Annotated in this window: 21 protein-coding genes; 9 read left to right on the top strand and 12 right to left on the bottom strand. The window is 36.8% G+C overall.

What is annotated here, in order from left to right:
* Window positions 1-67 precede the first annotated feature (67 nt).
* The 12 genes from AADH04_RS01365 to AADH04_RS01310 form a co-directional block, all read right to left on the bottom strand.
* Entirely contained in the window at window positions 68-919 is an 852-nt protein-coding gene (locus AADH04_RS01365; RefSeq protein ID WP_434778466.1) for an ABC transporter permease subunit, read from the bottom strand.
* A complete protein-coding gene (locus AADH04_RS01360) occupies window positions 912-1877 on the bottom strand; it encodes an ABC transporter permease subunit (protein WP_434779771.1) in 966 nt (321 codons plus the stop codon). The genes AADH04_RS01365 and AADH04_RS01360 overlap by 8 nt, the downstream gene beginning before the upstream one ends.
* Before the next feature lie 54 nt (window positions 1878-1931).
* Complete coding sequence (locus AADH04_RS01355) at window positions 1932-3056, bottom strand: ABC transporter ATP-binding protein (protein WP_434778465.1); 1125 nt, start codon at window positions 3054-3056, stop codon at window positions 1932-1934.
* Between the two features lie 439 nt (window positions 3057-3495).
* Window positions 3496-3918: a cupin domain-containing protein gene (locus tag AADH04_RS01350; protein WP_434778464.1), complete on the bottom strand. Its 423-nt coding sequence runs from the start codon at window positions 3916-3918 to the stop codon at window positions 3496-3498.
* 83 nt (window positions 3919-4001) lie between these two features.
* Window positions 4002-5453, bottom strand: a complete 1452-nt coding sequence (locus tag AADH04_RS01345) for an NAD-dependent succinate-semialdehyde dehydrogenase (protein WP_434778463.1) — start codon at window positions 5451-5453, stop codon at window positions 4002-4004.
* 62 nt (window positions 5454-5515) lie between these two features.
* A complete protein-coding gene (gene gabT / locus AADH04_RS01340) occupies window positions 5516-6790 on the bottom strand; it encodes a 4-aminobutyrate--2-oxoglutarate transaminase (protein WP_434778462.1) in 1275 nt (424 codons plus the stop codon).
* A 229-nt stretch (window positions 6791-7019) separates the two neighbouring features.
* Entirely contained in the window at window positions 7020-9239 is a 2220-nt protein-coding gene (locus tag AADH04_RS01335; protein ID WP_434778461.1) for a TonB-dependent hemoglobin/transferrin/lactoferrin family receptor, read from the bottom strand.
* Between the two features lie 187 nt (window positions 9240-9426).
* Entirely contained in the window at window positions 9427-10293 is an 867-nt protein-coding gene (ubiA, locus tag AADH04_RS01330) for a 4-hydroxybenzoate octaprenyltransferase (RefSeq protein WP_434778460.1), read from the bottom strand.
* The gene (locus AADH04_RS01325) at window positions 10290-10787 is read right to left on the bottom strand and encodes a chorismate--pyruvate lyase family protein (protein WP_434778459.1); all 498 of its coding nucleotides are present in this window, start codon (window positions 10785-10787) and stop codon (window positions 10290-10292) included. Before AADH04_RS01325 ends, ubiA begins: the two co-directional genes overlap by 4 nt.
* A gap of 18 nt (window positions 10788-10805) precedes the next feature.
* Window positions 10806-12275 (bottom strand): anthranilate synthase component I, encoded by a 1470-nt coding sequence (trpE, locus tag AADH04_RS01320; protein WP_434778458.1) that lies wholly within the window; start codon window positions 12273-12275, stop codon window positions 10806-10808.
* 81 nt (window positions 12276-12356) lie between these two features.
* A complete protein-coding gene (locus AADH04_RS01315; RefSeq protein WP_434778457.1) occupies window positions 12357-13214 on the bottom strand; it encodes a M48 family metallopeptidase in 858 nt (285 codons plus the stop codon).
* 20 nt (window positions 13215-13234) lie between these two features.
* The gene (locus AADH04_RS01310; protein WP_434778456.1) at window positions 13235-13399 is read right to left on the bottom strand and encodes a rubredoxin; all 165 of its coding nucleotides are present in this window, start codon (window positions 13397-13399) and stop codon (window positions 13235-13237) included.
* A gap of 189 nt (window positions 13400-13588) precedes the next feature.
* Between AADH04_RS01310 and serB the strand changes: the two genes are divergently transcribed.
* From serB to fdx, 9 genes are all read left to right on the top strand, one after another.
* Window positions 13589-14443 carry a phosphoserine phosphatase SerB gene (gene serB, locus AADH04_RS01305; protein WP_434778455.1) on the top strand — a complete coding sequence of 285 codons (855 nt, stop codon included), beginning with the start codon at window positions 13589-13591 and terminating at the stop codon, window positions 14441-14443.
* A 265-nt stretch (window positions 14444-14708) separates the two neighbouring features.
* Complete coding sequence (locus AADH04_RS01300) at window positions 14709-16265, top strand: hypothetical protein (protein ID WP_434778454.1); 1557 nt, start codon at window positions 14709-14711, stop codon at window positions 16263-16265.
* A 129-nt stretch (window positions 16266-16394) separates the two neighbouring features.
* The gene (locus AADH04_RS01295) at window positions 16395-16868 is read left to right on the top strand and encodes a Fe-S cluster assembly transcription factor (RefSeq protein ID WP_434778453.1); all 474 of its coding nucleotides are present in this window, start codon (window positions 16395-16397) and stop codon (window positions 16866-16868) included.
* Complete coding sequence (locus AADH04_RS01290) at window positions 16865-18082, top strand: IscS subfamily cysteine desulfurase (protein ID WP_434778452.1); 1218 nt, start codon at window positions 16865-16867, stop codon at window positions 18080-18082. Before AADH04_RS01295 ends, AADH04_RS01290 begins: the two co-directional genes overlap by 4 nt.
* 15 nt (window positions 18083-18097) lie before the next feature.
* Window positions 18098-18481, top strand: coding sequence for a Fe-S cluster assembly scaffold IscU (iscU, locus tag AADH04_RS01285; protein WP_434778451.1), 384 nt, complete (start codon window positions 18098-18100; stop codon window positions 18479-18481).
* Between the two features lie 43 nt (window positions 18482-18524).
* A complete protein-coding gene (gene iscA / locus AADH04_RS01280; protein WP_434778450.1) occupies window positions 18525-18848 on the top strand; it encodes an iron-sulfur cluster assembly protein IscA in 324 nt (107 codons plus the stop codon).
* Between the two features lie 22 nt (window positions 18849-18870).
* Window positions 18871-19371, top strand: a complete 501-nt coding sequence (hscB, locus tag AADH04_RS01275) for a Fe-S protein assembly co-chaperone HscB (protein ID WP_434778449.1) — start codon at window positions 18871-18873, stop codon at window positions 19369-19371.
* Between the two features lie 68 nt (window positions 19372-19439).
* Window positions 19440-21302, top strand: coding sequence for a Fe-S protein assembly chaperone HscA (gene hscA / locus AADH04_RS01270; protein ID WP_434778448.1), 1863 nt, complete (start codon window positions 19440-19442; stop codon window positions 21300-21302).
* Window positions 21303-21310: 8 nt separating this feature from the next.
* Window positions 21311-21652: an ISC system 2Fe-2S type ferredoxin gene (gene fdx / locus AADH04_RS01265; protein ID WP_434778447.1), complete on the top strand. Its 342-nt coding sequence runs from the start codon at window positions 21311-21313 to the stop codon at window positions 21650-21652.
* Window positions 21653-21684 lie beyond the last annotated feature (32 nt).

The following is a 21684-nucleotide window of genomic DNA, read 5'->3' as shown; positions in this document are numbered from 1 at the left end:
TGCATATAAAAAAGGCTGAATAAATTTATTCAGCCTTTTTTGTTATAAATAATGGGGTTTTTCTATTTTATGATTTTGTTGCTGCGGCAATTTCTTTGTCTCGTTTACGTTGGGAATGCATCATTAAGTAGTTTGCACCCACAACTAATATACCCACAACCAGCACAATAATGGTTGCTAATGCATTGATTGTTGGATTTAATCCCATCCGTATTTTTGAAAAAATTACTTGGGGCAGAGTAGAAGAACCTGGCCCTGATAAAAATGATGCGATCACTAAATCATCTAAAGATAAGGTGATGGCTAATAAAAAGCCAGAAGCAATGGCAGGTGCAATGATGGGTAAAGTAATTACAAAAAATACTTTGAGGGGTTTTGCGCCTAAATCCATTGCAGCTTCTTCTAACGATCTATCTAATTCAATTAGGCGAGAACGGATAAGAACCGTCACATAAGCCATACATAAGGTGGTGTGTCCTAACCAAATGGTAAACATCCCACGTTCAAAATGCCAGCTAGTGTTTTGTAAGAGTTGTTGTATTTGAATAATCAATAAAAGCATTGAAAGGCCTGTAATAACTTCAGGCATGACCATTGGTGCTGTGACCATTCCTGCAAATAAAGTGCGGCCTTTAAAACGTTTAAATCGAGCCAGAATAAAACCTGCCATGGTGCCTAAAACAGCAGCGGATGCAGCGGATGCAAAAGCCAGTTTTAATGATAGCCATGCTGCATCTAAAATCTGCTCATCTTCTAATAGTATACTGTACCAGTGAGTTGAAAAACCACCCCATACAGTGACGAGTCTAGATGCATTAAAGGAGTAAATAATCAAACTGATAATTGGAATATATAAGAACAGTAGTCCTATTGCCAAAGCAGATTTAGAAAACCAAGATAATTTGCCCGCATTATACATGTTGTGCTCCTTCTAAATCTTTATTAGCTTCATAGCGATGAAATAGAGCAATAGGAATCACCAGCAAGATCACCATAATAACAGCGATAGCAGAAGCCAAAGGCCAGTTGTTTTGATCAAAGAATGATTGCCATAATACTTTACCAATCATTAAATTAGATGGACCGCCGACTAATTCTGGAATCACATATTCACCTACTGCAGGAATAAATACCATCATTGAACCAGCAATAATACCGCCTTTAGATAAAGGCAAGGTAATGGAATAAAACGCTTTAATTGGGCGAGCACCTAAGTCATTAACTGCCTCGAGTAAGCGGTTATCAAATTTTACTAAATGTGCATACAATGGCAAAATCATAAAAGGTAGATAGGTATAGACCATCACAATGTTTAATGAAAAGCTGTTATAAAAAAGTTGTAATGGTTCATTGATGACATTCATTTTTTGTAAAAATTGATTGATTAAACCATTTTGGCTTAATAAACCCATCCAAGCATAGACTCTGAGTAAAAATGAAGTCCAAAAGGGCAACATAATCGCTAAAAGCAAGGCATTGCGAATGGTCGGTTTAGCTCTGGCAATGGCATAGGCTATTGGGTAGCCTAAGAGCAAACAAAGTAAAGTTGTGGTAATGGCTACTTTTATGGATGAAATATAGGTTTGCAAATAGATATTTTGTCCATTTTCGCTATTAAATGGATTAAATTCTGTACGTAAGGTATGCCAGTAATCTTCAAATATATCCGTATAATTATAATAGGTTACGGAAAAGGTCAATTGCCCCATTTCACTATCATGGCTAATTAAAGGGGTATAAGGTGGGATACTGATATTTTGTTCAGCAAAACTGATTTTCAAAATAATAAAGAAAGGAATCAGGAATAAAACCACTAACCACGTAAAAGGGATTGCAATCACTAAATTACGATTGATATAAGACAACAACGCTCTCATTTTACCAACAGAAAAGGTTTTGAAAAAGCCATTAGTGAACATGGTTTGATCCTTTTATCGGGTCAATACAACAGGTAAATTGGAGCGCCAGCTAATATAAACAGTCTCTTCCCATGTGGGCGGTGCTTCATCATTTAAATACCAACGAGAAGAAGGAACTGTCGATTTCACCATTTTGCCACTTTCTAATTTGACATGATAAATAGCAAAGCTGCCTAAGTAAGCGATTTCTTTGACAATGCCTTTGGCGCAGTTATATTCTTGATCTGGTTTCTCTTTATCTAAACGAACATCCTCGGGTCTGATGTTGATCCACAATTCTTGCCCTTCATGACCACTAATGCCATGTTTTAATAAAATATGAACGGGTAAATCAGGGCAAGCAATTTCAACTCTATCGCGTTCATCAACAGCAATTGTGCCATTAAAAATATTGGTTTCTCCAATAAATTCAGCAGTAAAGCGGCTGTTTGGGAAGTCGTAAATTTCAGTAGGTGTACCCACTTGCATTAACTGGCCTTCAGACATAATGGCAATTCGGGTGGACATGGTCATGGCTTCTTCTTGATCATGGGTCACCATAATACAAGTAACGCCTACTTTTTCTAGAGTATTGACCAGTTCTAATTGTGTTTGTTGACGTAGTTTTTTATCTAATGCACCTAAAGGCTCATCCAGCAATAATACTTTGGGACGCTTGGCTAGGCTTCTAGCTAATGCAATACGTTGTTGTTGCCCACCTGATAGCTGGTGTGGTTTGCGTGTCGCGTATTTAGTCATCTGCACCAATTTGAGCATTTCTTCTACACGTGCTTTGATTTCATCTTTGGGCAATTTATCTTGTATGAGACCAAAAGCGATATTTTGTTCTACCGTCATATGGGGGAAAAGGGCATAACTTTGAAACATCATATTGATTGGACGATCGTAAGGAGCCAGTTTGGTGATATCTTGTCCATCAAGAATAATTTTTCCTGATGTCGGCGCTTCCATGCCAGCGAGCATACGCAGCAATGTTGATTTACCACTACCTGAGCTACCTAATAATGCAAAAATTTCATTTTTGTTGATGGTTAAATCAATATGATCAACTGCATAATTATCATCAAATCTTTTTGCGATACCTTGAATTTGTAAATAAGGTATAGGGTTCTCGTTATTTTTGTCATTTTGAGTCATGAGAAAAACTCCATAAAATCGAATATTATTTTGTGTTATAGCAAAAGGATATGATATTTAAAATATTAATAAATATAATATTTATATACTACACGAATACAATTGATTCAGTAATAAAGCCAGAAAGCAGGAAAAACTAAAAGAAAAGTTAGTTTGAGTAGGTGAGTGTGTGCTCATTATGCCTGCCAGTTCAAAAAGAATATTACGCTAAATATGGTGTATTGAAAGTTTGCTATTGTTATGTGTATTTCAAGCAAATTCAGACGAAGGGTAAACCAAGATGCGTGATCTTGCAAGTAATGTTTTAAGAAATGGTAAAAATTAAATATGAAAAAACAGTGATTTTTTTATGTTTATGTTTTTATTGTTTTAGAGTGTTGCTTTTTGTTTATTATGGGTAAGATAGATTTATCTTACCCATAATAAAGTATGATGGATATTATTTTTCCGCAATGATATCCACAAATATTAGAGGTTCTGTGCCTGTATTGGCTAAACCATGTGATTCACCTTGTCTCACCAGAGTCATGTCGCCAGCTTTAACGGGGTATTGTTTTCCGTCTTTATCTGTAAATGTTCCAGTACCAGAAATGATAATATAAGTATCTTCATTTGTTATATGTTTATGATAGCCTATTGAGTCACCTGGATTTAAAGTAAGAATGCTGATTTCTTTAATCGCATCGCTTGCTTTGGCTGTATCACGAGTAAAAGCATATTTACCATACAAAACACCTTGCCCGCCGGCAGCTTTTTCTTTATTTAAAGAAATAATATTTTGCTCATTGTATACTTCAGCATAGCTTAGACTTGATAAAATACTGAGGCATAAACCAGTATAGATGAGTTTTTTTAACATCATGATTCTCCTTTGTATAGAAAAATAAAATGAGGACATTAAGAAGAAATAAATATACCCGCTTGATTTAAACAGGTATAGATCATTTAAATACCACCAACTAATAGATATTTTATTTCAATATAATCTTCGATGCCATATTTTGAGCCTTCTCTGCCTAAGCCCGATTGTTTGACACCGCCAAAAGGAGCTGCCTCATTGGATAGCGCACCTGAATTAATTGCAACCATACCATATTCTAGTTGTTCGGCTACACGGAATATTCTACCTATATCTCTACTATAAAAGTAGCTGGCCAAGCCGAAAATAGTATCATTGGCATAGCCAATGACTTCGTCTTCGGTTTTAAATTTAAATATGGGCGCTAGTGGTGCAAATGTTTCTTCTTTTGCAACTTTCATCTGCTGTGTCACATTTTTGATGATGGTTGGTTCAAAAAATAAGCCCCCTAGCTCACTTTCTTTTCCTCCTAAAACAACTTGTGCTCCTTTAGTGAGGGCATCAGCAATATGATCTTTAATCTTATCAACCGCTGCTTGATCAATAAGTGGACCATGAGTTGTACCTGCTTCCAGCCCATTACCTAATTTGAATTTTTTTACGGCTTGTGTGAGTTTTTCAACAAATTCATCGTATATATTTTCTTGCACATATAGGCGGTTGGCACAAACACAGGTTTGGCCAGAATTACGGAATTTTGAAATTAGAGCGCCTTCAATAGCTGCATCAATATTTGCATCATCAAAGACGATAAAAGGTGCATTGCCTCCTAATTCCATTGAGACTTTTTTGACAGTAGGGGCGCATTGAGCAATCAGTTCTCGTCCAACTTCTGTAGAACCTGTGAAGCTGAATTTTTTTATTGTGTCGTTTCCTGTTAATACTTTCCCTATTTGTGTGGAACTACCAGTAATTACATTGAATACACCAGCAGGGATACCTGCTCTGTGGGCCAGTTCTGCGATGGCAAGAGCAGAAAGGGGGGTTTGTGAAGCAGGGCGGATAATAAAACTACAGCCAGCTGCTAATGCAGGTGCTGCTTTACGGGTAATCATTGCGTTTGGAAAATTCCAAGGGGTAATCGCAGCGCATACGCCAATTGGTTCTTTTTGAACCAAAATACGTGTGTTAGAGGATGCTTGAGGAATGGTGTCACCATAAATACGTTTGGCTTCTTCTGCATACCATTCTATATAAGAGGCTCCATAAGCAGTTTCACCTTTTGCCTCAGCCAAAGCTTTGCCTTGCTCTGAAGTCAAAATAATGGCTAAATCTTCCTGATGTTCCATCATTAAGTTAAACCATTTTCGTAAAATAATAGAGCGCTCTTTTGCGGTTTTTTTCTTCCAAGATTGCATTGCTTTTTGGGCAGCAGTCACTGCCAGCAATGCTTCATCTTGACCCATTTTCGGTACAGTCGCAATAATGTGTCCTGTAGCAGGGTTGGTTACATCGATCGTTTGTTTACTGTGTGCATCTATCCATTGACCATTGATATAACATTGGGTTTTAAGTAACCCCATATCACTAAGTTGCATTTTTCATTCCTTTATCAATTTCATTAAAGTGTATTCAACGATATTGCCAAATAGGTTATTTTTTATTGAACAACTCGTAAAGCAACCTCAAGTTTGTCTAGAGCTTCGTCAAATATGTGTTCTTCTATGGTTAAAGGGTAAAGGAATCTAATAACATTGTAATGTGTGCCGCAAGTGAGTAAAATCAAACCATTCTTTAAAGCGTGTGCTTGTACTTTTGAGGTAAATTCAGCATCAGCTTGATTGGTATTTGGTTTCATGAATTCAACAGCAACCATACTGCCAAGACCACGTATGTCTTTGATTTGAGGTATGTCTTGACGTAAATTTTCTAATCGTGTTTTTAATTTAATGCCTAATTTTTCTGAGCGTTCACATAATTGCTCTTCTTTTATGACATCTAATACAGCATTTACAGCAGCCAATCCTAGTGGGTTACCCGCATACGTCCCACCCAAGCCACCACGACTAGGGGAGTCCATCATTTGCGCTTTGCCAACCAAGGCTGAAATTGGAAAGCCTCCAGCCAATGATTTAGCCATGGTAATTAGGTCAGGTTTGACACTGTAGTGTTCACTGGCAAATAATTTACCTGTACGGGCAAAGCCAGATTGCACTTCATCAAAAATGAGCACAATGCCATGTTCATCACAGATTTTGCGTAGTGCTTGCATAAATATATCAGGGGTAATGTTGAAACCACCTTCACCTTGTATGGGTTCTAAAATAATAGCAGCAACACGTTTGGCTTCAATATCTGCTTTGAATAAATGTTCAATGCTGGTTATAGCCTCCTCTACACTGACACCATGTAGCTCGTTTGGGTAAGAAGCATGATAAATATCTGCTGAAAAAGGGCCAAATCCTAATTTATAGGGGGCAACTTTGCCTGTTAAGGCCATGGTTAAATTGGTGCGTCCATGAAAAGCACCATAAAAGGCGATGACTCCAGGTCTACCCGTATATTGGCGTGCTACTTTAACCGCATTTTCAACTGCTTCTGCACCTGTACTGAAAAAAGCCGTTTTTTTAGCGCCTTCAATGGGAGCCAATTCATTTAGGCGTTCTGCCGCAGTAATATAGCCCTCGTAAGGAACAACCTGATAGCATGGGTGACTAAAAGCTTCTAATTGTGCTTGAACAGCAGCTTTTATTTTTGGGTGTAGATGACCCGTGTTTAAAACACCAATTCCCCCCGCAAAATCAATATAACGGTTGTTTTCTACATCCCATATTTCAGCGTTTTTTGCTTTTGCTGCATAAAATTGACACATGACGCCTACACCTTGTGGTGTGGCATTTATTCTGCGCAGTTCTAGTTCTTTGTTAAGTGACATTGATGATTTCTCCCTTGTGTTTTAGTTATATATGAGTTGATTGGTTCTAATGTATCAAACAATTTGTTATTTTTCGATTAATCTATAGAGAAGTCAAGTATAGAGTTTAAATTTTATTTTAAATAATTGAGAGATTAAAAATGTTCAATTAATTTATGATTTTCTTATGATTGATGTAAATAAAGGCTATGGTTAACATACCATAGCCTTTATTGTCCATAGAAAAATTTTAATATTCAACTTTAAAGCCTATATTAAATGAACGGCCTGTTGCTGTATAAAAATCTTTGATTTTTGAGTCGTTTGTAATGCCTCTTACATCTGACCAATTCCAATATTTTTTATCAAAAATATTATTTATTCCTGCATAGATAGAGGCATATTTATTAATATGATAGCCAGCATTTAAATCCATTACGAATACAGAAGGAGGTAGATAGTAGTTTTTGTTGGATACATTATCTTGTTTTTTTGCTGATTGATACATCATATCTGTACCCACAAACCAAGTATCATTTGGTTCATAGCGTAATCCTAAATTAACGCTTAATGGGTTAATGCTGTCCAGTGCAACTTTTTCATTACTGTCCTTATCTTTTGTTGTACCTTTTGCGTAGGCAACACCTAATTTGGTACTGAAGCCACTATTATGGCGCCAAGAAAAACGTGCTTCTGCGCCTTTAATTGTTGCTTCAGCTTGGTTAACAAATTGATAGGTAATGGGATAAGCCCCACTTTTACTGACAATTTCTCTGGAAATAAAATCATTATATTTCCCATAAAATGAAGCCACTCCATAACGGAATGTACCACTGTTTTGAGTGACAACGTTTCCTTTGAAGCCTATTTCATAAGTATTACTGGTTTCTGGTTTTAAGTCAGGATTAGGAATAGTCGCATAGCCATGTGTCAGGTTGCTAAAATTACTGTTAATTTCATCTGGGGTGGGGGCTCTGAATCCTTTTGCATATTGAACATAAGGCACAAATCCAGGTGTGAATTCATACATGAGTGCTAGGCGAGGAGAAAAAGCATGATCATTTGCCGTGTTTGATTGCGCGCCATACACCAAAGGATCATCTGAGTCTGGCTTGATTTTATAATAATCAAAACGTATTGCTGGAATAATGCTCAGCTTGCTTATTTGAATTTCATCTTGTACAAATGCACCAGCAGTTATATATTTAGAGTCAGGAAAAGCTTTTGCCGGTAAAGGGTCACCAACTGAGGGTAAGTTGCCGTTTCTAAAAGACTTGATTGTTGATTGTTTGCCATCTAAACCATAGCTTAGCCGTTGAGTCACAGAACCTGTTTCAATTTGACCTTGGGCATAAGTGCTTAAGCCAATGGTTTTTTCTTCATAATTGTTAAAGCGCCAACGAGTCATGCTATTACTACGTAATTCATCTAAACTTTGTCTGTTATTCGAATCTTGATAAAACATACTGACAGTTGCATGTTGTAAGAAAGTTTGGGCATCATCATCAAATTGATAACTTAAAATAGCCTTATTGCGTTTAATAGAATCATGCTCGGTTAAATTCACAATTTTAGGTAAGGGCATTGATGCCAAAATTGGTTCACCTTCTGCTGATAGTGCTTCTGAATCAATACGTTGTCTGGTTGCTTCTGCTGTTAGCTTAAGACGATTATTTGGATTAATATGGTACACAAATTTACCCAGTACACCGCCTCTTTGTATATCTTGTGGATTTGGGTCAGTACGTAATGCGCCAATACCGCCTGTACTGCCTTTATTTTTTGTTTCGCTTTCTAAGTTACCAGTGAAAACCAACATACCTTGTAATTTTTCATTTCCTAAAGCACCTGTTGCAGTGACTAAATTGCCATTTGTGGCAGAATCATATGCACTTTGTAAAGAAAGGTAATAGGGCTTATTAAATGTATCCAACAAATCCTGTGGGTCTTTTGTGACGAAGTTAATGGCACCTGTCAAACCATCACTGCCCCATAGTGCAGAAGTTGGCCCTCTAAGTATTTCAACTCGTTTATACAAACTTGTATTGGCATAATCCCCTCGGCCTGAAGTAAAAGAACCAAAATTAAAGGATGCTGGTAGAGAAACACCATCTTCCATAATTAATACACGATTACCTTCTAATCCCCGAATGTTTATGCTCTCATTACCTCCTCTACCGCCGCCCGCTGCAGCACTGGTTGTGCGATAAGCACTTTTTCTGACTGTGATGCCAGGTTCATACCGGAGTGCTTTTTTAATGTCTGAGGTTTGTTTTTCGGTTAATTCTTGATCATGAATAATGGATATATTGGCTGGTGTTTTATCTATACTTGATTTACTGCGTGTGGTTGTGACATATACATCATCAATGGTAGCTTTGTCTTTTTGAGCAACTATTATTTCTTGAGCAAATAAAACAGATGGAAATAACCCAGCAATAATAGCTAAATATAGCTTAGAAGGATTCATGATTTTGCATATTCCTTATGGAGAAGATAACTAAAATATCAATATTTAAATGAGAATATTAATGATAATCATTATCATTAATAAAGTCAATTATTGATATATAAAAGATGTTAAAGAAGATTTATATGGGGAAATAAATGTGTATTTGGATGAAGAGATGTTAAACGATGGTATAAGTTTACTGTTTTTATTGAACTAAATAGTGAGCAAGAATACCAATAAAAACAAAGAAGCCAATATGATTATTATCCAAAAAAGCCTTAAAGCATTTTTCTCTTATATGTGTTTTTATTTCAATATATTGTTTTGCTTGATGTAAAAACACGAGAACAATACTGATCCAAAATGGCCATGAGAAGGGTATCCAAAGTCCTATTGCGATAAGGGTAAATAAGAATAAAATATGAAAAAACATAATCCAAGCAATATCATATTGCCCAAAAGTAATGGCAGAGGTTTGAATACCAATTTTTAAATCGTCTTCTTTGTCTACAAGGGCATAAATAGTATCGTAGGCAATCGTCCATGCTGTATTTGCTAAAAAAATGAGCCAAGCGAGCAAAGGAACAGCATTAACTTGTGCGGCAAAAGCAATAGGAATTCCAAATGAAAATGCCAAACCTAAATAAGCTTGTGGCAGGGGAAAAAAACGTTTTGTAAAAGGATAGGAAACCGCTAAAAAGAAGGCAGGAATGCTTAGTAGCCATGATAATAAATTTAGGGGTAAAAGGCATAAAATAGCCAAAATGGTGAGTATGAACGCAAGGGTAAGTGCCTCTTTTACACAGACAACTCCACGTGCAAAAGGACGATTTTGAGTGCGCTGTACATGTAGATCAATTTTTCTGTCTGCAACATCATTGATAATGCAGCCAACACTACGCATTAAAAAGGTACCCAATACCAACATAGCGCCTACAATCCAGCTTGGATGACCATTACCAGCAATAAGCCAAGCCCATAGGGTTGGCCATAAGAGTAAAAGCGTACCAATTGGTTTTTCAACCCTCATTAATTCGCCATAAATTTTGAGCTTGGCTTTTATTTGGTTCATAAGAATTGCTCAATATCAGGTAAAAAAGCTTCCAACAATAATAAGGGTTGTTGTTCATGCCAAAAGACAGAACGACGAATCCATTGGGGGGAAACTGTTAAATAAGTTTGGGGAAATATGGCGTCAGTTTGAAGTTGTTGATTGTATTCAAAAGCACTGCGATCAAGTTGTTGGTTGGGTTTGAATAATAAGCTGCCAAGAGATGTTGTACCGCAATCTAAATAGCTGGCCCAAATAGAATCAATGAAACATTCACTTCTTGCTAAAACAACAGCTGTATTGTTTAAGTTTAAGAATACTTCTCGAGTTAAAACGGTTGGGCAAGCAAATAAGTTTGGGGCTATTGTTTGATTTTGTTTTAAAGCCAGTAATTGTACGTTAAAAGTATAGGGTAAGCTCGTTAACATAGCTGTTAACGATTGTTCTTGTGCTAAGTGTGCTACTTTTTTGGGAAAAAAAGTAGGTATGTTTTTAGCCCATAATGGTTGATCCATATTCATTAACCTACTTTATTATTTATCCAAACCTTCTTGTACCATATGAGCGGCTCGAATAACTGCTCTGGCTTTATTCTGTGTTTCTTGCCATTCGGCTTGTGGGTCTGAATCGGCAACAATACCTGCACCACTTTGTATGTAAAGCGTATCGTTTTTAATCACCGCCGTTCTGATGGCAATCGCCAGATCCATATCTCCATTAAAGCTTAAATAGCCTACCGCACCACCATAAATTCCACGCTTACTTGGTTCTAGTGATTCAATAATTTCCATTGCTCTGACTTTTGGGGCACCAGATAGTGTACCTGCAGGAAATGCCGATTTTAATACGTCAATATTATGTGTATTTTTTGGTAACTTTCCTTCTACGCTGGACACAATATGCATTACATGAGAATATTTTTCGATGACCATTTTCTCTGTCACTTCAACTTGCCCAATATGGCTGACTTTTCCCACATCATTTCGTCCAAGATCAATCAACATCACATGTTCAGCAATTTCTTTTGGGTCAGCTAAAAGCTCTTTGGCTAAATACGTATCTTCTTCTCTATTTTTCCCACGAGGTCGAGTTCCTGCCAAAGGGCGTACAGTCATTATATCTTGTTCTCTACGAACCAGAATTTCAGGGGATGAGCCAATAATATAAAAATCATCAAAATGGTAATAAAACAAATAAGGAGAAGGGTTTAATGAACGCAGTGAACGGTAAAGCATCAGAGGATGATCAGTAAATGGCATACTCATGCGTTGTGACAGCACTACTTGCATACAATCGCCCGCAAAAATACGTTCTTTTGTCGCTTGTACAGCTTGTCTAAAAGGCTCTTCACCATATTCGCTGATGGCTTGAGTTTGACCACTTCCTAAAGATAATGGTAGGGCAAAGCTTTGACGTAATTGTAATCGAATACTCTCTAGGCGATTTTTGGCTGTGAAATAACCATCATTTGCATTAGGGTCTGCATAAACGATTAAATAAATTTTACCTGATAAATTATCAATAACAGCCAATTCTTCTGATAGCATTAAACAGATATCAGGTGTACCAATAGGGTCAGGCTTATCGGTTTTGCCTAGTTTAGATTCAAAGTGATGGACTGTTTCATAACCAAAATAACCAACTAATCCTCCAGTAAATCGGGGTAAGTTAGGGATTTCTGGTGTTTTGAATGAATCTTGATACTGTTGGATAAAAGATAAAGGGTCATCCATGTGTTCATCTTTAATGCACTGCTTGTTTTCAAAGATTCGAACACGTTTGTCTTCTACTTTAATATAGGTGTGACAAGCTAAACCAATAAAAGAATAACGGCCAAAACGTTCTCCACCTACAACAGATTCCAATAAAAAAGTAAAAGGTTTGTTGGCCAGTTTTAAATACACTGATAAAGGCGTATCAAGGTCAGCAAATAATTCCAATACGAGTGGAATACGATTGTATCCTTGTGCAAAAAGTTCTTTAAATTGGGAAAAGCTTAGCATTTTCATACCTTTAAAATAAGAACACGGATGCAAAGGCATCCGTGTGAACTGTCTTACGGGTTAAGTTATTTTACCTGTAAATTATCTTTTTTTCCCACCTTTTTTTGTGCCAGTGGCTTTTTTCGATTTAGATGCTTCATAAAGAGGCATGACTTCATCTTGGCGTTTTTTAATTTCATTGATGCGAGCACTATTGGTTGGGTGAGTAGAAGTCAACGCTTCTAATGCACTACCTTCACCGCTAACTTTTGCCATTTTTTCCCATAGCGTTACTGCTGCTTGTGGGTTATAACCTGCTCTTGCCATTAACTCTAGGCCAATGACATCTGCTTCTTTTTCCATTGTTCTAGAAAATGGTAATGAGAAACCATATTTGCTCACTAAGTTGGCAAGATCCATTTGGTCGCTATTTAAACCAGCAAGTTTTCCTGCCCATTTTAAGCCTTCACTTTTTGCCATTTCTTGAGACATTTGCTCTCTAGTGTGTTCACGTAATGCATGAGCCATTTCATGACCAATAATTGCAGCCAATTCATCATCTGTTAGATTCAGTTGTTTGATGATACCACTGTAAACAACCATTTTCCCACCAGGGGCACACCATGCATTGACTTCATCAGTATTAATCACATTGATTTCCCAATTGAAACTACTGCCATCTTGACGGAAAGCTGTTGTATGAGGAACAATGCGATTGAATATCGTCTTGACACGTTTAGCATAAGATGCGGGTACATTTAACGCTTTTGCTTGACGAGCTTGGCTAATCAACGTTTTGTATTCTTGTGCTACTTCTGCATTAAGTTGAGCATTAGGAATCAGCAATAATTGTTGGCGGTTATTGCCTGTTGTATTATTAGATGTTGTACTTTGACAGCCAGTCAGTACAGTAGTGCCAATTAGTGCCGTGCACAGAACAACTAATGTTTTGATATTCATAAATTCAAAATCCTTTCTGGTTAAAATTCTAACATTTCAAAATCATCTTTTTTTGCGCCGCAATCTGGGCAAATCCAGGTCGATGGCACATCTTCCCATTTGGTTCCAGGCGCTATATTATCCTCTGGATAACCTGCAGCTTCATCGTAGACAAAACCACATATCAAACAAACCCATGTTTTCATAATTTCTGCTTTATATTTTAAATAACAAGTTAAATTTTTTGTAAGTTATTTTTGTTTAATGCTCTTTTGTAAAATATATATAACATAAATAATTTGAGTTTGTCGCATTTTATTTGAAAATAGCTACAATTGCTTTGTTAGATATGTAACAATGAGACATATGATTTAATTATGGGTACTTAAACTTAGATGAGCAAACAAAGACGTATATTGGTGATTCAGGGAGAAACATTATCACAGTTTAGTGTAAACGAACTATTTGAAAAAATAGGGGTACCATTAAATAGCACATTTACGCTAGGTAATGTTCAACGTATCTCTGTTCCTGACGAATTTTTGATTAGTCCTGAATTACAAATATGGTTTGATGAGCATAAAATTGATGCCAATCTTTTAGAGGATCAAGCTTTTTCCCAAATAAAGTTGATTGTTTCCGACATGGATTCTACGTTAATTACAATAGAATGTATTGATGAAATAGCCCATGAAGTTGGTTTAAAAGAGCAAGTTGCCAAGATAACAGATGCTGCTATGCAGGGTAAAATAGATTTTAATGAATCACTTATTCAAAGAGTTGCCTTATTAGAGGGGGTAACTGTTGAACAGCTGGAACGAGTTTATCAACAGAGAGTCAAATTAACTGAAGGTGCAGAACAATTTATTCAGATGGCGAAACAGGCTGGCATTTATTTTGTGCTTGTCTCTGGTGGCTTTACCTTTTTTACAGAAAAACTCAAACAAAGTTTACATTTAGATGATGCTATTGCTAATGAACTAGAGATATATAATGGTGTTTTAACAGGCAAAGTGGTAGGCCAGATTATCAATGCACAAAGCAAGGCACAAATTTTACAGCAAAAAAAACAAAACTTAGGGTTGGCAGTAGGACAAGTATTGGCGGTGGGAGACGGGGCTAATGATCTATTGATGCTTCAAGCGGCTGATTATGGTGTTGCATTCCATGCCAAACCAAAAGTGAAACAATTCAGTTCACTCAAAATTGATTTTAATGGTTTAGATGCGATTCGGTATTTTTTTCGTTAGAAAAATTTATCTCTTTTTTGAGTAAATTTAAAAGATGTGTTAGAATTCTAACGATCGAAATGACTGAATTTTGAGTATGGATACTGCTTGAAGTACCACAGTAATACATAAACTAAATTGAGGTAATATAATTTTAGTGCATAAGACTCTGGTTTTTGCTAGAATCAATTAATTATGTGATAAGTTGGTATCAACCAATCTGTATTTGAATAATTAAGTATTATGTGGTTATAAACTTAACATCTTTAAATTGTCTTAAGTATATATGTTTGATTTTAAAACTCTAATTGACTCAATGGTGGGGAAGAAAGATAAAACTTCTCCTACTTCTCCCTTGGTGGAATCAGCTACTAAGTTGGTTCAAAAATTACCGCAAGAGGAGTACTTTGGGGCGCATATTGAAGTTATTAAGGCGATTACTCGTTTAAATAACGACAAAAGTATTCCATTAGCAGAAAGATTGCAAACATTACTGTACATAGATGAGCGTACATTTCCCATTCATCAGCGAATTTGTGAAGACCATTTTAATCCAGAAAACAGTAAAAGGAATTTTATTCCGGCGATTTTGGCTTATATCAATGAGCTGGCAGTTGGGTATAGCTTGTGTTTATCCGATTTTCTTGGACAAAATGCACCTAAAGAGCTATTACCCAGTATCACGTTGGCTGCTGTGCGGGGATTAGTGCACCATAATCAACAGATATTATGGTATGCTCAAAGATACACGGAGCCACAAGGAAGCACTTGGAAGCAGGCTTATCAGTTTTTTGAGTTTTTAGAACGAGTGAAATTAGAACGTTATCCTGTTAAAGCTTACCAAAGTATTGTTGGTACAGAAACCATTCCCGAACAAGTATTATTGCATTCAGCCTTTTTAAAAATTGCCAATACAAGCAGTTTAAATACACAAGAAATTCGCCAGTTACATTATATTTTAGGTAAAGCGTGTAAAAATTTACACATACAAACAGATCAGCAAAATTTAACTGAACCTGTTTTTATGTTGGATCTTCGTTCTGAGGAAGCGCCCCATTTTTTTCGTAGAAGTGTTTTCGCTCAATCAAGCCGTTATTGGAGTGGTGGTGCGTTTGTTGCCGCTGTGCAAGATGTGATTCAGAGCATTAATATTCAAGATGGTTCTTTGGGTGAAGAAGCCTTGCCAGAGTATCTGGTTGATGACCCAATGAAGACGGATCCTGCTTCTTGGCAAGCGTTTTTTGAAAAAATTCAAAAATGTTTATTGGAACCTGAGTATCAACCACCACCAGCAGATTTGGTTTTAGCTGCTGAAGAAGTGTTTGTGACAGTAGGATTTAATTTAATAGCCTTTAAAGCAAAGCAAGAACTGACTATTCCTAGTGCGAGAGAAAGGCAAGAATCCCGTTGGGTAATGACCAGTGTGAGTACTGACGAAATAGGGTTAACACATTTTTCTAAAGAAAATAATAGCTTACTGATTGGTGACTTGATTTTGGTTGAGTTCATGGATTCATTACCAATATTGGGGGTTGTTAGACGCTTGATTAAAAATGATGATGGTTCTACTAAAGTAGGTCTTGAAACTATTGGTAGTTCGCCAATGGCTATTACATTGATTGATTTAAGTAATCCGAATAATACCTTCTTTGGTTTGTATGTAACTCATGATAAAAGCAAAAAAGCCAGTAGGGCGTTATTGGTGCCAAATGCTTTGGTGCAAGTTGATAAAGAGGTTGAGTTAAGTACATCAGGTCAATCCTATATGATTAGGCTTAAAACCATTGAATCACGGTATAATGAGTGTTCCAATTGTGGTTTTGAAACCGTTGGGAAAGCTTAAAAATTAAGTGAGTTTAGAATAAAAAGGGTGGCTTAAATAAGCCGCCCTTTTTGTTTAAGATAATAGTTGACTTGTTTACTCGGAAATAGGATAATTATCTCAGAATAATAACTTTTCGGAAGAAATAACATGCGATTGACAACAAAAGGCCGTTTTGCAGTAACTGCTATGTTGGATTTGGCTATTTATCAAAAAGAAAATGTACCTGTTAGCTTAAGCGATATTAGTGAGCGACAAAATATTTCTTTGTCTTATTTGGAACAGTTGTTTGGTAAACTGCGTCGCTGTGGCCTTGTGATCAGCTTTAGAGGTCCTGGTGGTGGGTATTTTTTAAGCAAGCCAGCAAAAGAGATTTCTGTATCTGATATTATTGCAGCTGTAGACGATATGTTAGATGCGACCCAATGCCAAGGAAAAGGTAACTGTCATCACAATAGTCCTTGTATGACGCATCAATTGTGGGAAAATTTGAACGATACAATATTACAGTATTTGTCTGCAGTATCATTAGACACTTTAATTGATATGCAACCTAAACAGACAGAGCAACCTATTACAGTCAAAAAAAATAATATTAAACATCATTTGGAAGTGCAACCATGAATACAATAAAAACCCCAATTTATTTTGATTATGCTGCTACGACACCAGTTGACCCTCGTGTGGCAGAAAAAATGATTCCATATTTAACTGAAATTTATGGTAATCCTGCAAGTTCAAGTCATAGTTTCGGCTGGCAAGCAGAAGAGGCAGTGGAACAGGCTCGTAATGAAATTGCACAGTTAATTGGTGCAGACAGTAAAGAGATTATTTTTACTTCTGGCGCAACCGAGTCAGATAATCTGGCCTTAAAAGGAGCCGCTCATTTTTATCAGAGTAAAGGTAAACATCTGATCACCGTAAAAACAGAACACAAAGCTATTTTGGATACCATGCGTGAGCTTGAGCGTGAAGGTTTTGAGGTTACCTATTTAAATGTTCAGGAAAATGGGCTTATTGATTTTAAAGAATTAGAAAGTGCGATTCGCCCAGATACCATTTTAATTTCTGTCATGTGGGTGAATAATGAAATTGGGGTCGTTCAAGATATAGAAGGTATTGGTGCGTTGTGTCGTGAAAAAGGGATTATTTTTCATGTGGATGCAGCGCAAGCAGCAGGTAAAGTGGACATACAGTTAGATCAGTCTAATATTGATTTGTTGAGTTTATCAGCACATAAAATTTATGGCCCCAAAGGGATTGGGGCATTGTATGTACGTAGAAAACCAAGGGTTAGATTAATGGCGCAAATGCATGGTGGTGGTCATGAGCGCGGTTTTCGCTCTGGTACATTACCTACCCATCAAATTGTAGGGATGGGTGAGGCTTTTCGTTTGGCTCGGTTGGAAATGAAAAATGAAATAAAGTATATTACTGCTTTACGTGATCGTTTTTTAGCTGGCATTAGAGACATTGATGAAGTTTATATCAATGGTGATATGCTTCATCGAGTACCACATAATTTGAATGTTAGTTTTAATTTTGTGGAAGGCGAAAGCTTAATTATGGCAGTAAAAGAATTAGCCGTTTCCAGTGGTTCTGCATGTACTTCAGCAAGTCTTGAGCCTTCTTATGTATTACGGGCATTGGGACGGAATGATGAGTTGGCTCACAGTTCATTGCGTATCAGTTTTGGTCGTTTTACAACAGAGGAGCAGGTTGATTTTGCTACTGAACTGTTATGTTCTAAAATTGGGCGTTTAAGAGAGCTTTCACCTCTATGGGAAATGCACCAAGAAGGTATTGATTTAAATAGTGTACAGTGGGCTGCACACTAAACAGGGAGAATAAAAATGGCTTATAGTGATAAAGTGATTGATCATTATGAAAATCCACGCAATGTAGGTTCCTTTGAAAAAGGAGACAATAGCGTAGGTACGGGTATGGTTGGCGCACCAGCTTGTGGTGACGTGATGAAACTACAAATTAAAGTCAATGAAGCGGGTGTTATTGAGGATGCTCGTTTTAAAACATATGGTTGTGGTTCTGCAATTGCATCCTCTTCTCTTATCACTGAGTGGGTAAAGGGAAAAACATTAGACGAAGCATTAAGCATTAAGAACAGTGATATCGCAGAAGAATTGGCTTTACCACCAGTTAAAATACATTGTTCTATTCTGGCAGAAGATGCCATTAAAGCAGCTATTGATGATTATAAGCAAAAACATGGTAAGTAAATATTAGAACTTAAAATGTTCATGGATTAAAGGGCAGTGGGATATGGCTATTACACTAACACAAAAAGCAGCTGATCATATACGTAATTTTTTAACAAAGCGTGGCAAAGGCGAGGGTATTCGATTGGGGGTAAAAACCAGTGGATGTTCTGGAATGGCTTATGTTTTGGAGTTCGTTGATGTGGTCAATACAGATGATCTGGCATTTGATAGTTTTGGTGTAAAAGTATTTACTGACCCTAAAAGCCTTGTTTATATTGATGGTACAGAGCTCGATTACGTTAAAGAGGGGCTAAATGAAGGATTTAAATTTTATAATCCTAATGTACAGAATGAATGTGGTTGTGGTGAAAGCTTTAATGTGTGATTTAGATTGATTGTTGAAAAAAATGGATTATTTTTCTTTGTTTGGTTTAAATAAAACCTTTGAGTTAGATTTACACGCATTAGAGCAAGTGTACAAACAGTTACTTTCTTTATGTCATCCTGATAAGTATGCAGGTAAGAGTGATTTTGAGCAAAAACAGGCATTAATGATGGCTTCTAATGTCAATGAGGCTTATCGTGTGCTAGGGCATCCTCTCAATAGAGCAGCTTATTTATTGCAACTAGCAGGGATTGATGCCGAATCAGAGCAGCAGACTCATTTTCCAACTGAGTTTTTAATGCAGCAAATGCAATGGCGAGAAGATATAGAAGAAGCCAAGCAAAATAATGATCATGAACAACTATTAAAAATCACTCAAGAAATTCAGAATGATTTTGATTTGTTGATTGCTAAACTTAATCAAGCGATTAATCAAAATGATGATGAAAATGCTGCTGCATTGGTGCGCCAAGGTCGATTTTTAGATAAAATTCTGGCTCAACTTCAAGAACAAACTCATTAAATTAAGGTTAAAGTGTAAGTGCTTAATATTTTTAGTCACTTACTTATTGAGATAGATAGGATCGTTTTATGGCTTTAATGCACATTGCTGAGCCTGGGTTATCAGCTGCACCACATCAACATAAATTGGCTATTGGTATTGATTTAGGTACAACAAATAGTTTGGTGGCCTCTGTTAGAAATGGAAGCGCGTTGTGTCTTACCGATAAGTTAGGTAGAGCAGCGTTACCATCGGTTGTTCGATTTTGTGAAGACAATCGTGTAGAAGTTGGTTTTGATGCGGCTCAGGCTCAGAAGATAGATCCTAACAACACAATCAGTTCTGCAAAAAGATTATTGGGTCGTACCTTTTCAGACTTAACAATTACAAGTCATTTACCTTATCAATTTGAACAAAATGATCAAAGTATTAGTCTCTTAACACGTCAAGGGCCTAAAAGTCCTGTACAAGTGTCTTCTGAAATTTTATTGGCATTAAAAAATAGAGCGGAGCAAACTTTAGGTGGCACATTATCTGGTGCGGTGATTACAGTGCCAGCTTATTTTGATGATGCTCAACGTCAGGCAACAAAAGATGCTGCTAAATTGGCAGGTTTACATGTTTTACGGTTATTGAATGAGCCAACTGCTGCTGCCATTGCTTATGGTTTGGATAATGCTTCGGAAGGTATATTTGCTGTATATGATTTAGGAGGTGGCACATTTGATGTGTCTATTCTTAAATTATCTAAAGGTATTTTTGAGGTTTTAGCCACGAATGGGAATAGTGCTTTAGGTGGAGATGATTTTGATCAAGCTATTTATCAATGGATACTTGATCAAACAGATAGTGGTATATCCATTACAGATGAGGATAAATCTTTACTACTTGGTTTATCCCGTGCGGCAAAAGAAAACCTAACCGAAGAAGACAGCAGTACTTTATGTGCGACTTTAAGCAATGGAGACAAAATTAATTTAACATTGACTGCTCAAAAATTTGTTGAGTTGACTGCTCATTTGGTTAAACAGACTTTAGCGCCTGTTCAAAGAGCGTTATCTGATGCAAGCCTTACTAAAGAAGATATTCAAGGCGTTATTATGGTTGGTGGTGCAACCAGAATGAAGCATATTCAACAAGAAGTTCAGGCGTTTTTTAAGCAGGAGCTTTTGAATAATCTTGACCCTGATCAGGTGGTGGCTTTAGGGGCAGCAATACAAGCAAATATATTGGTTGGTAACAAGAGCGAGCAAGATTGGTTATTGCTAGATGTGACCCCTTTGTCTTTAGGTATTGAAACATATGGTGGGCTCGTAGAAAAAATTATTCCTCGTAATAGCACAATTCCTACTGCCAGAGCGCAAGATTTTACAACTTTTAAAGATGGTCAAAGTGCGATGATGATTCATGTGTTACAAGGAGAACGTGAGTTGGTAGCGGATTGCCGTTCCTTGGCCCAGTTTACTCTGCGTAATATTCCACCCATGGTTGCAGGGGCAGCTCGTATTAGAGTGACTTTTCAAGTAGATGCCGATGGACTGCTTTCTGTGAGTGCTCAGGAACAAACAACGGGCGTATTGAGCAGCATTGAAGTGAAGCCCTCTTATGGTTTAGACGATGCAGCAATTACCAAAATGTTACAGGATTCCTTGGCTAATATCACTGATGATATTCAGGCACGTAAATTACAAGAATCTAAAGTTGAAGCACAGAGTCTATTAGAAGCTGTACAAACAGCATTAAATCAGGATGCTGATTTATTAACACAAGAAGAGAAGCAAATTATTGTTCAGGCAATTGACGCGTTATCAGATGCTGCAAAACAAACTGATACAATGGTGATTAATAATAAAATACATGCCTTAAGTGTCGCGACAGATGCATTTGCTGCTAAACGAATGAATCGAAATATCGCCAGAGCGCTTAAAGGGCAAAATATCCATCAAATGTAGGGTGAAATATGCCAAAAATAACTGTATTACCACATGAAACATTATGCCCGAAAGGGAAAGTGATTGAAAATGCACCGGTAGGTCAGAGCATTTGTGTGACCTTGTTAGAAAACGATATTGAAATAGAACATGCTTGTGAAATGTCCTGTGCTTGTACGACATGTCATGTGGTGGTTCGAAAAGGAATAAATAGTTTAAATGAAGCCAGTGAAATAGAAGAAGATCTATTAGATATGGCTTGGGGATTGGAAGCTGATTCTCGCTTAAGTTGCCAAGCGCTTATTGGAGAAGAGGATTTAACTGTTGAAATTCCAAAATATACAATTAATCATGCTCGTGAAAATCATTAATATATATTTTTATTATTAATCAATATATTAAA

This window comes from Neisseria sp. Ec49-e6-T10 (assembly GCF_051132615.1).
Lineage (GTDB): Bacteria > Pseudomonadota > Gammaproteobacteria > Burkholderiales > Neisseriaceae.
The sequence above is the reverse complement of the archived record's forward strand: the minus strand, read 5'-3'. Positions and strand labels throughout refer to the sequence as shown.

Bases quoted from the DNA above. Each gene is read 5' to 3' on its own strand.
- AADH04_RS01315 (WP_434778457.1), bottom strand. From the start codon at position 13,214: ATGAATATCAAAACATTAGTTGTTCTGTGCACGGCACTAATTGGCACT.
- AADH04_RS01350 (WP_434778464.1), bottom strand. From the start codon at position 3,918: ATGATGTTAAAAAAACTCATCTATACTGGTTTATGCCTCAGTATTTTA.
- trpE (WP_434778458.1), bottom strand. From the start codon at position 12,275: ATGCTAAGCTTTTCCCAATTTAAAGAACTTTTTGCACAAGGATACAAT.
- ubiA (WP_434778460.1), bottom strand. From the start codon at position 10,293: ATGAACCAAATAAAAGCCAAGCTCAAAATTTATGGCGAATTAATGAGG.
- AADH04_RS01335 (WP_434778461.1), bottom strand. From the start codon at position 9,239: ATGAATCCTTCTAAGCTATATTTAGCTATTATTGCTGGGTTATTTCCA.
- AADH04_RS01300 (WP_434778454.1), top strand. From the start codon at position 14,709: ATGTTTGATTTTAAAACTCTAATTGACTCAATGGTGGGGAAGAAAGAT.
- AADH04_RS01360 (WP_434779771.1), bottom strand. From the start codon at position 1,877: ATGAGAGCGTTGTTGTCTTATATCAATCGTAATTTAGTGATTGCAATC.
- AADH04_RS01355 (WP_434778465.1), bottom strand. From the start codon at position 3,056: ATGACTCAAAATGACAAAAATAACGAGAACCCTATACCTTATTTACAA.
- hscB (WP_434778449.1), top strand. From the start codon at position 18,871: ATGGATTATTTTTCTTTGTTTGGTTTAAATAAAACCTTTGAGTTAGAT.
- gabT (WP_434778462.1), bottom strand. From the start codon at position 6,790: ATGTCACTTAACAAAGAACTAGAACTGCGCAGAATAAATGCCACACCA.
- iscA (WP_434778450.1), top strand. From the start codon at position 18,525: ATGGCTATTACACTAACACAAAAAGCAGCTGATCATATACGTAATTTT.
- serB (WP_434778455.1), top strand. From the start codon at position 13,589: ATGAGCAAACAAAGACGTATATTGGTGATTCAGGGAGAAACATTATCA.
- iscU (WP_434778451.1), top strand. From the start codon at position 18,098: ATGGCTTATAGTGATAAAGTGATTGATCATTATGAAAATCCACGCAAT.
- AADH04_RS01365 (WP_434778466.1), bottom strand. From the start codon at position 919: ATGTATAATGCGGGCAAATTATCTTGGTTTTCTAAATCTGCTTTGGCA.
- AADH04_RS01295 (WP_434778453.1), top strand. From the start codon at position 16,395: ATGCGATTGACAACAAAAGGCCGTTTTGCAGTAACTGCTATGTTGGAT.
- hscA (WP_434778448.1), top strand. From the start codon at position 19,440: ATGGCTTTAATGCACATTGCTGAGCCTGGGTTATCAGCTGCACCACAT.
- AADH04_RS01345 (WP_434778463.1), bottom strand. From the start codon at position 5,453: ATGCAACTTAGTGATATGGGGTTACTTAAAACCCAATGTTATATCAAT.
- AADH04_RS01310 (WP_434778456.1), bottom strand. From the start codon at position 13,399: ATGAAAACATGGGTTTGTTTGATATGTGGTTTTGTCTACGATGAAGCT.
- AADH04_RS01290 (WP_434778452.1), top strand. From the start codon at position 16,865: ATGAATACAATAAAAACCCCAATTTATTTTGATTATGCTGCTACGACA.
- AADH04_RS01325 (WP_434778459.1), bottom strand. From the start codon at position 10,787: ATGGATCAACCATTATGGGCTAAAAACATACCTACTTTTTTTCCCAAA.
- fdx (WP_434778447.1), top strand. From the start codon at position 21,311: ATGCCAAAAATAACTGTATTACCACATGAAACATTATGCCCGAAAGGG.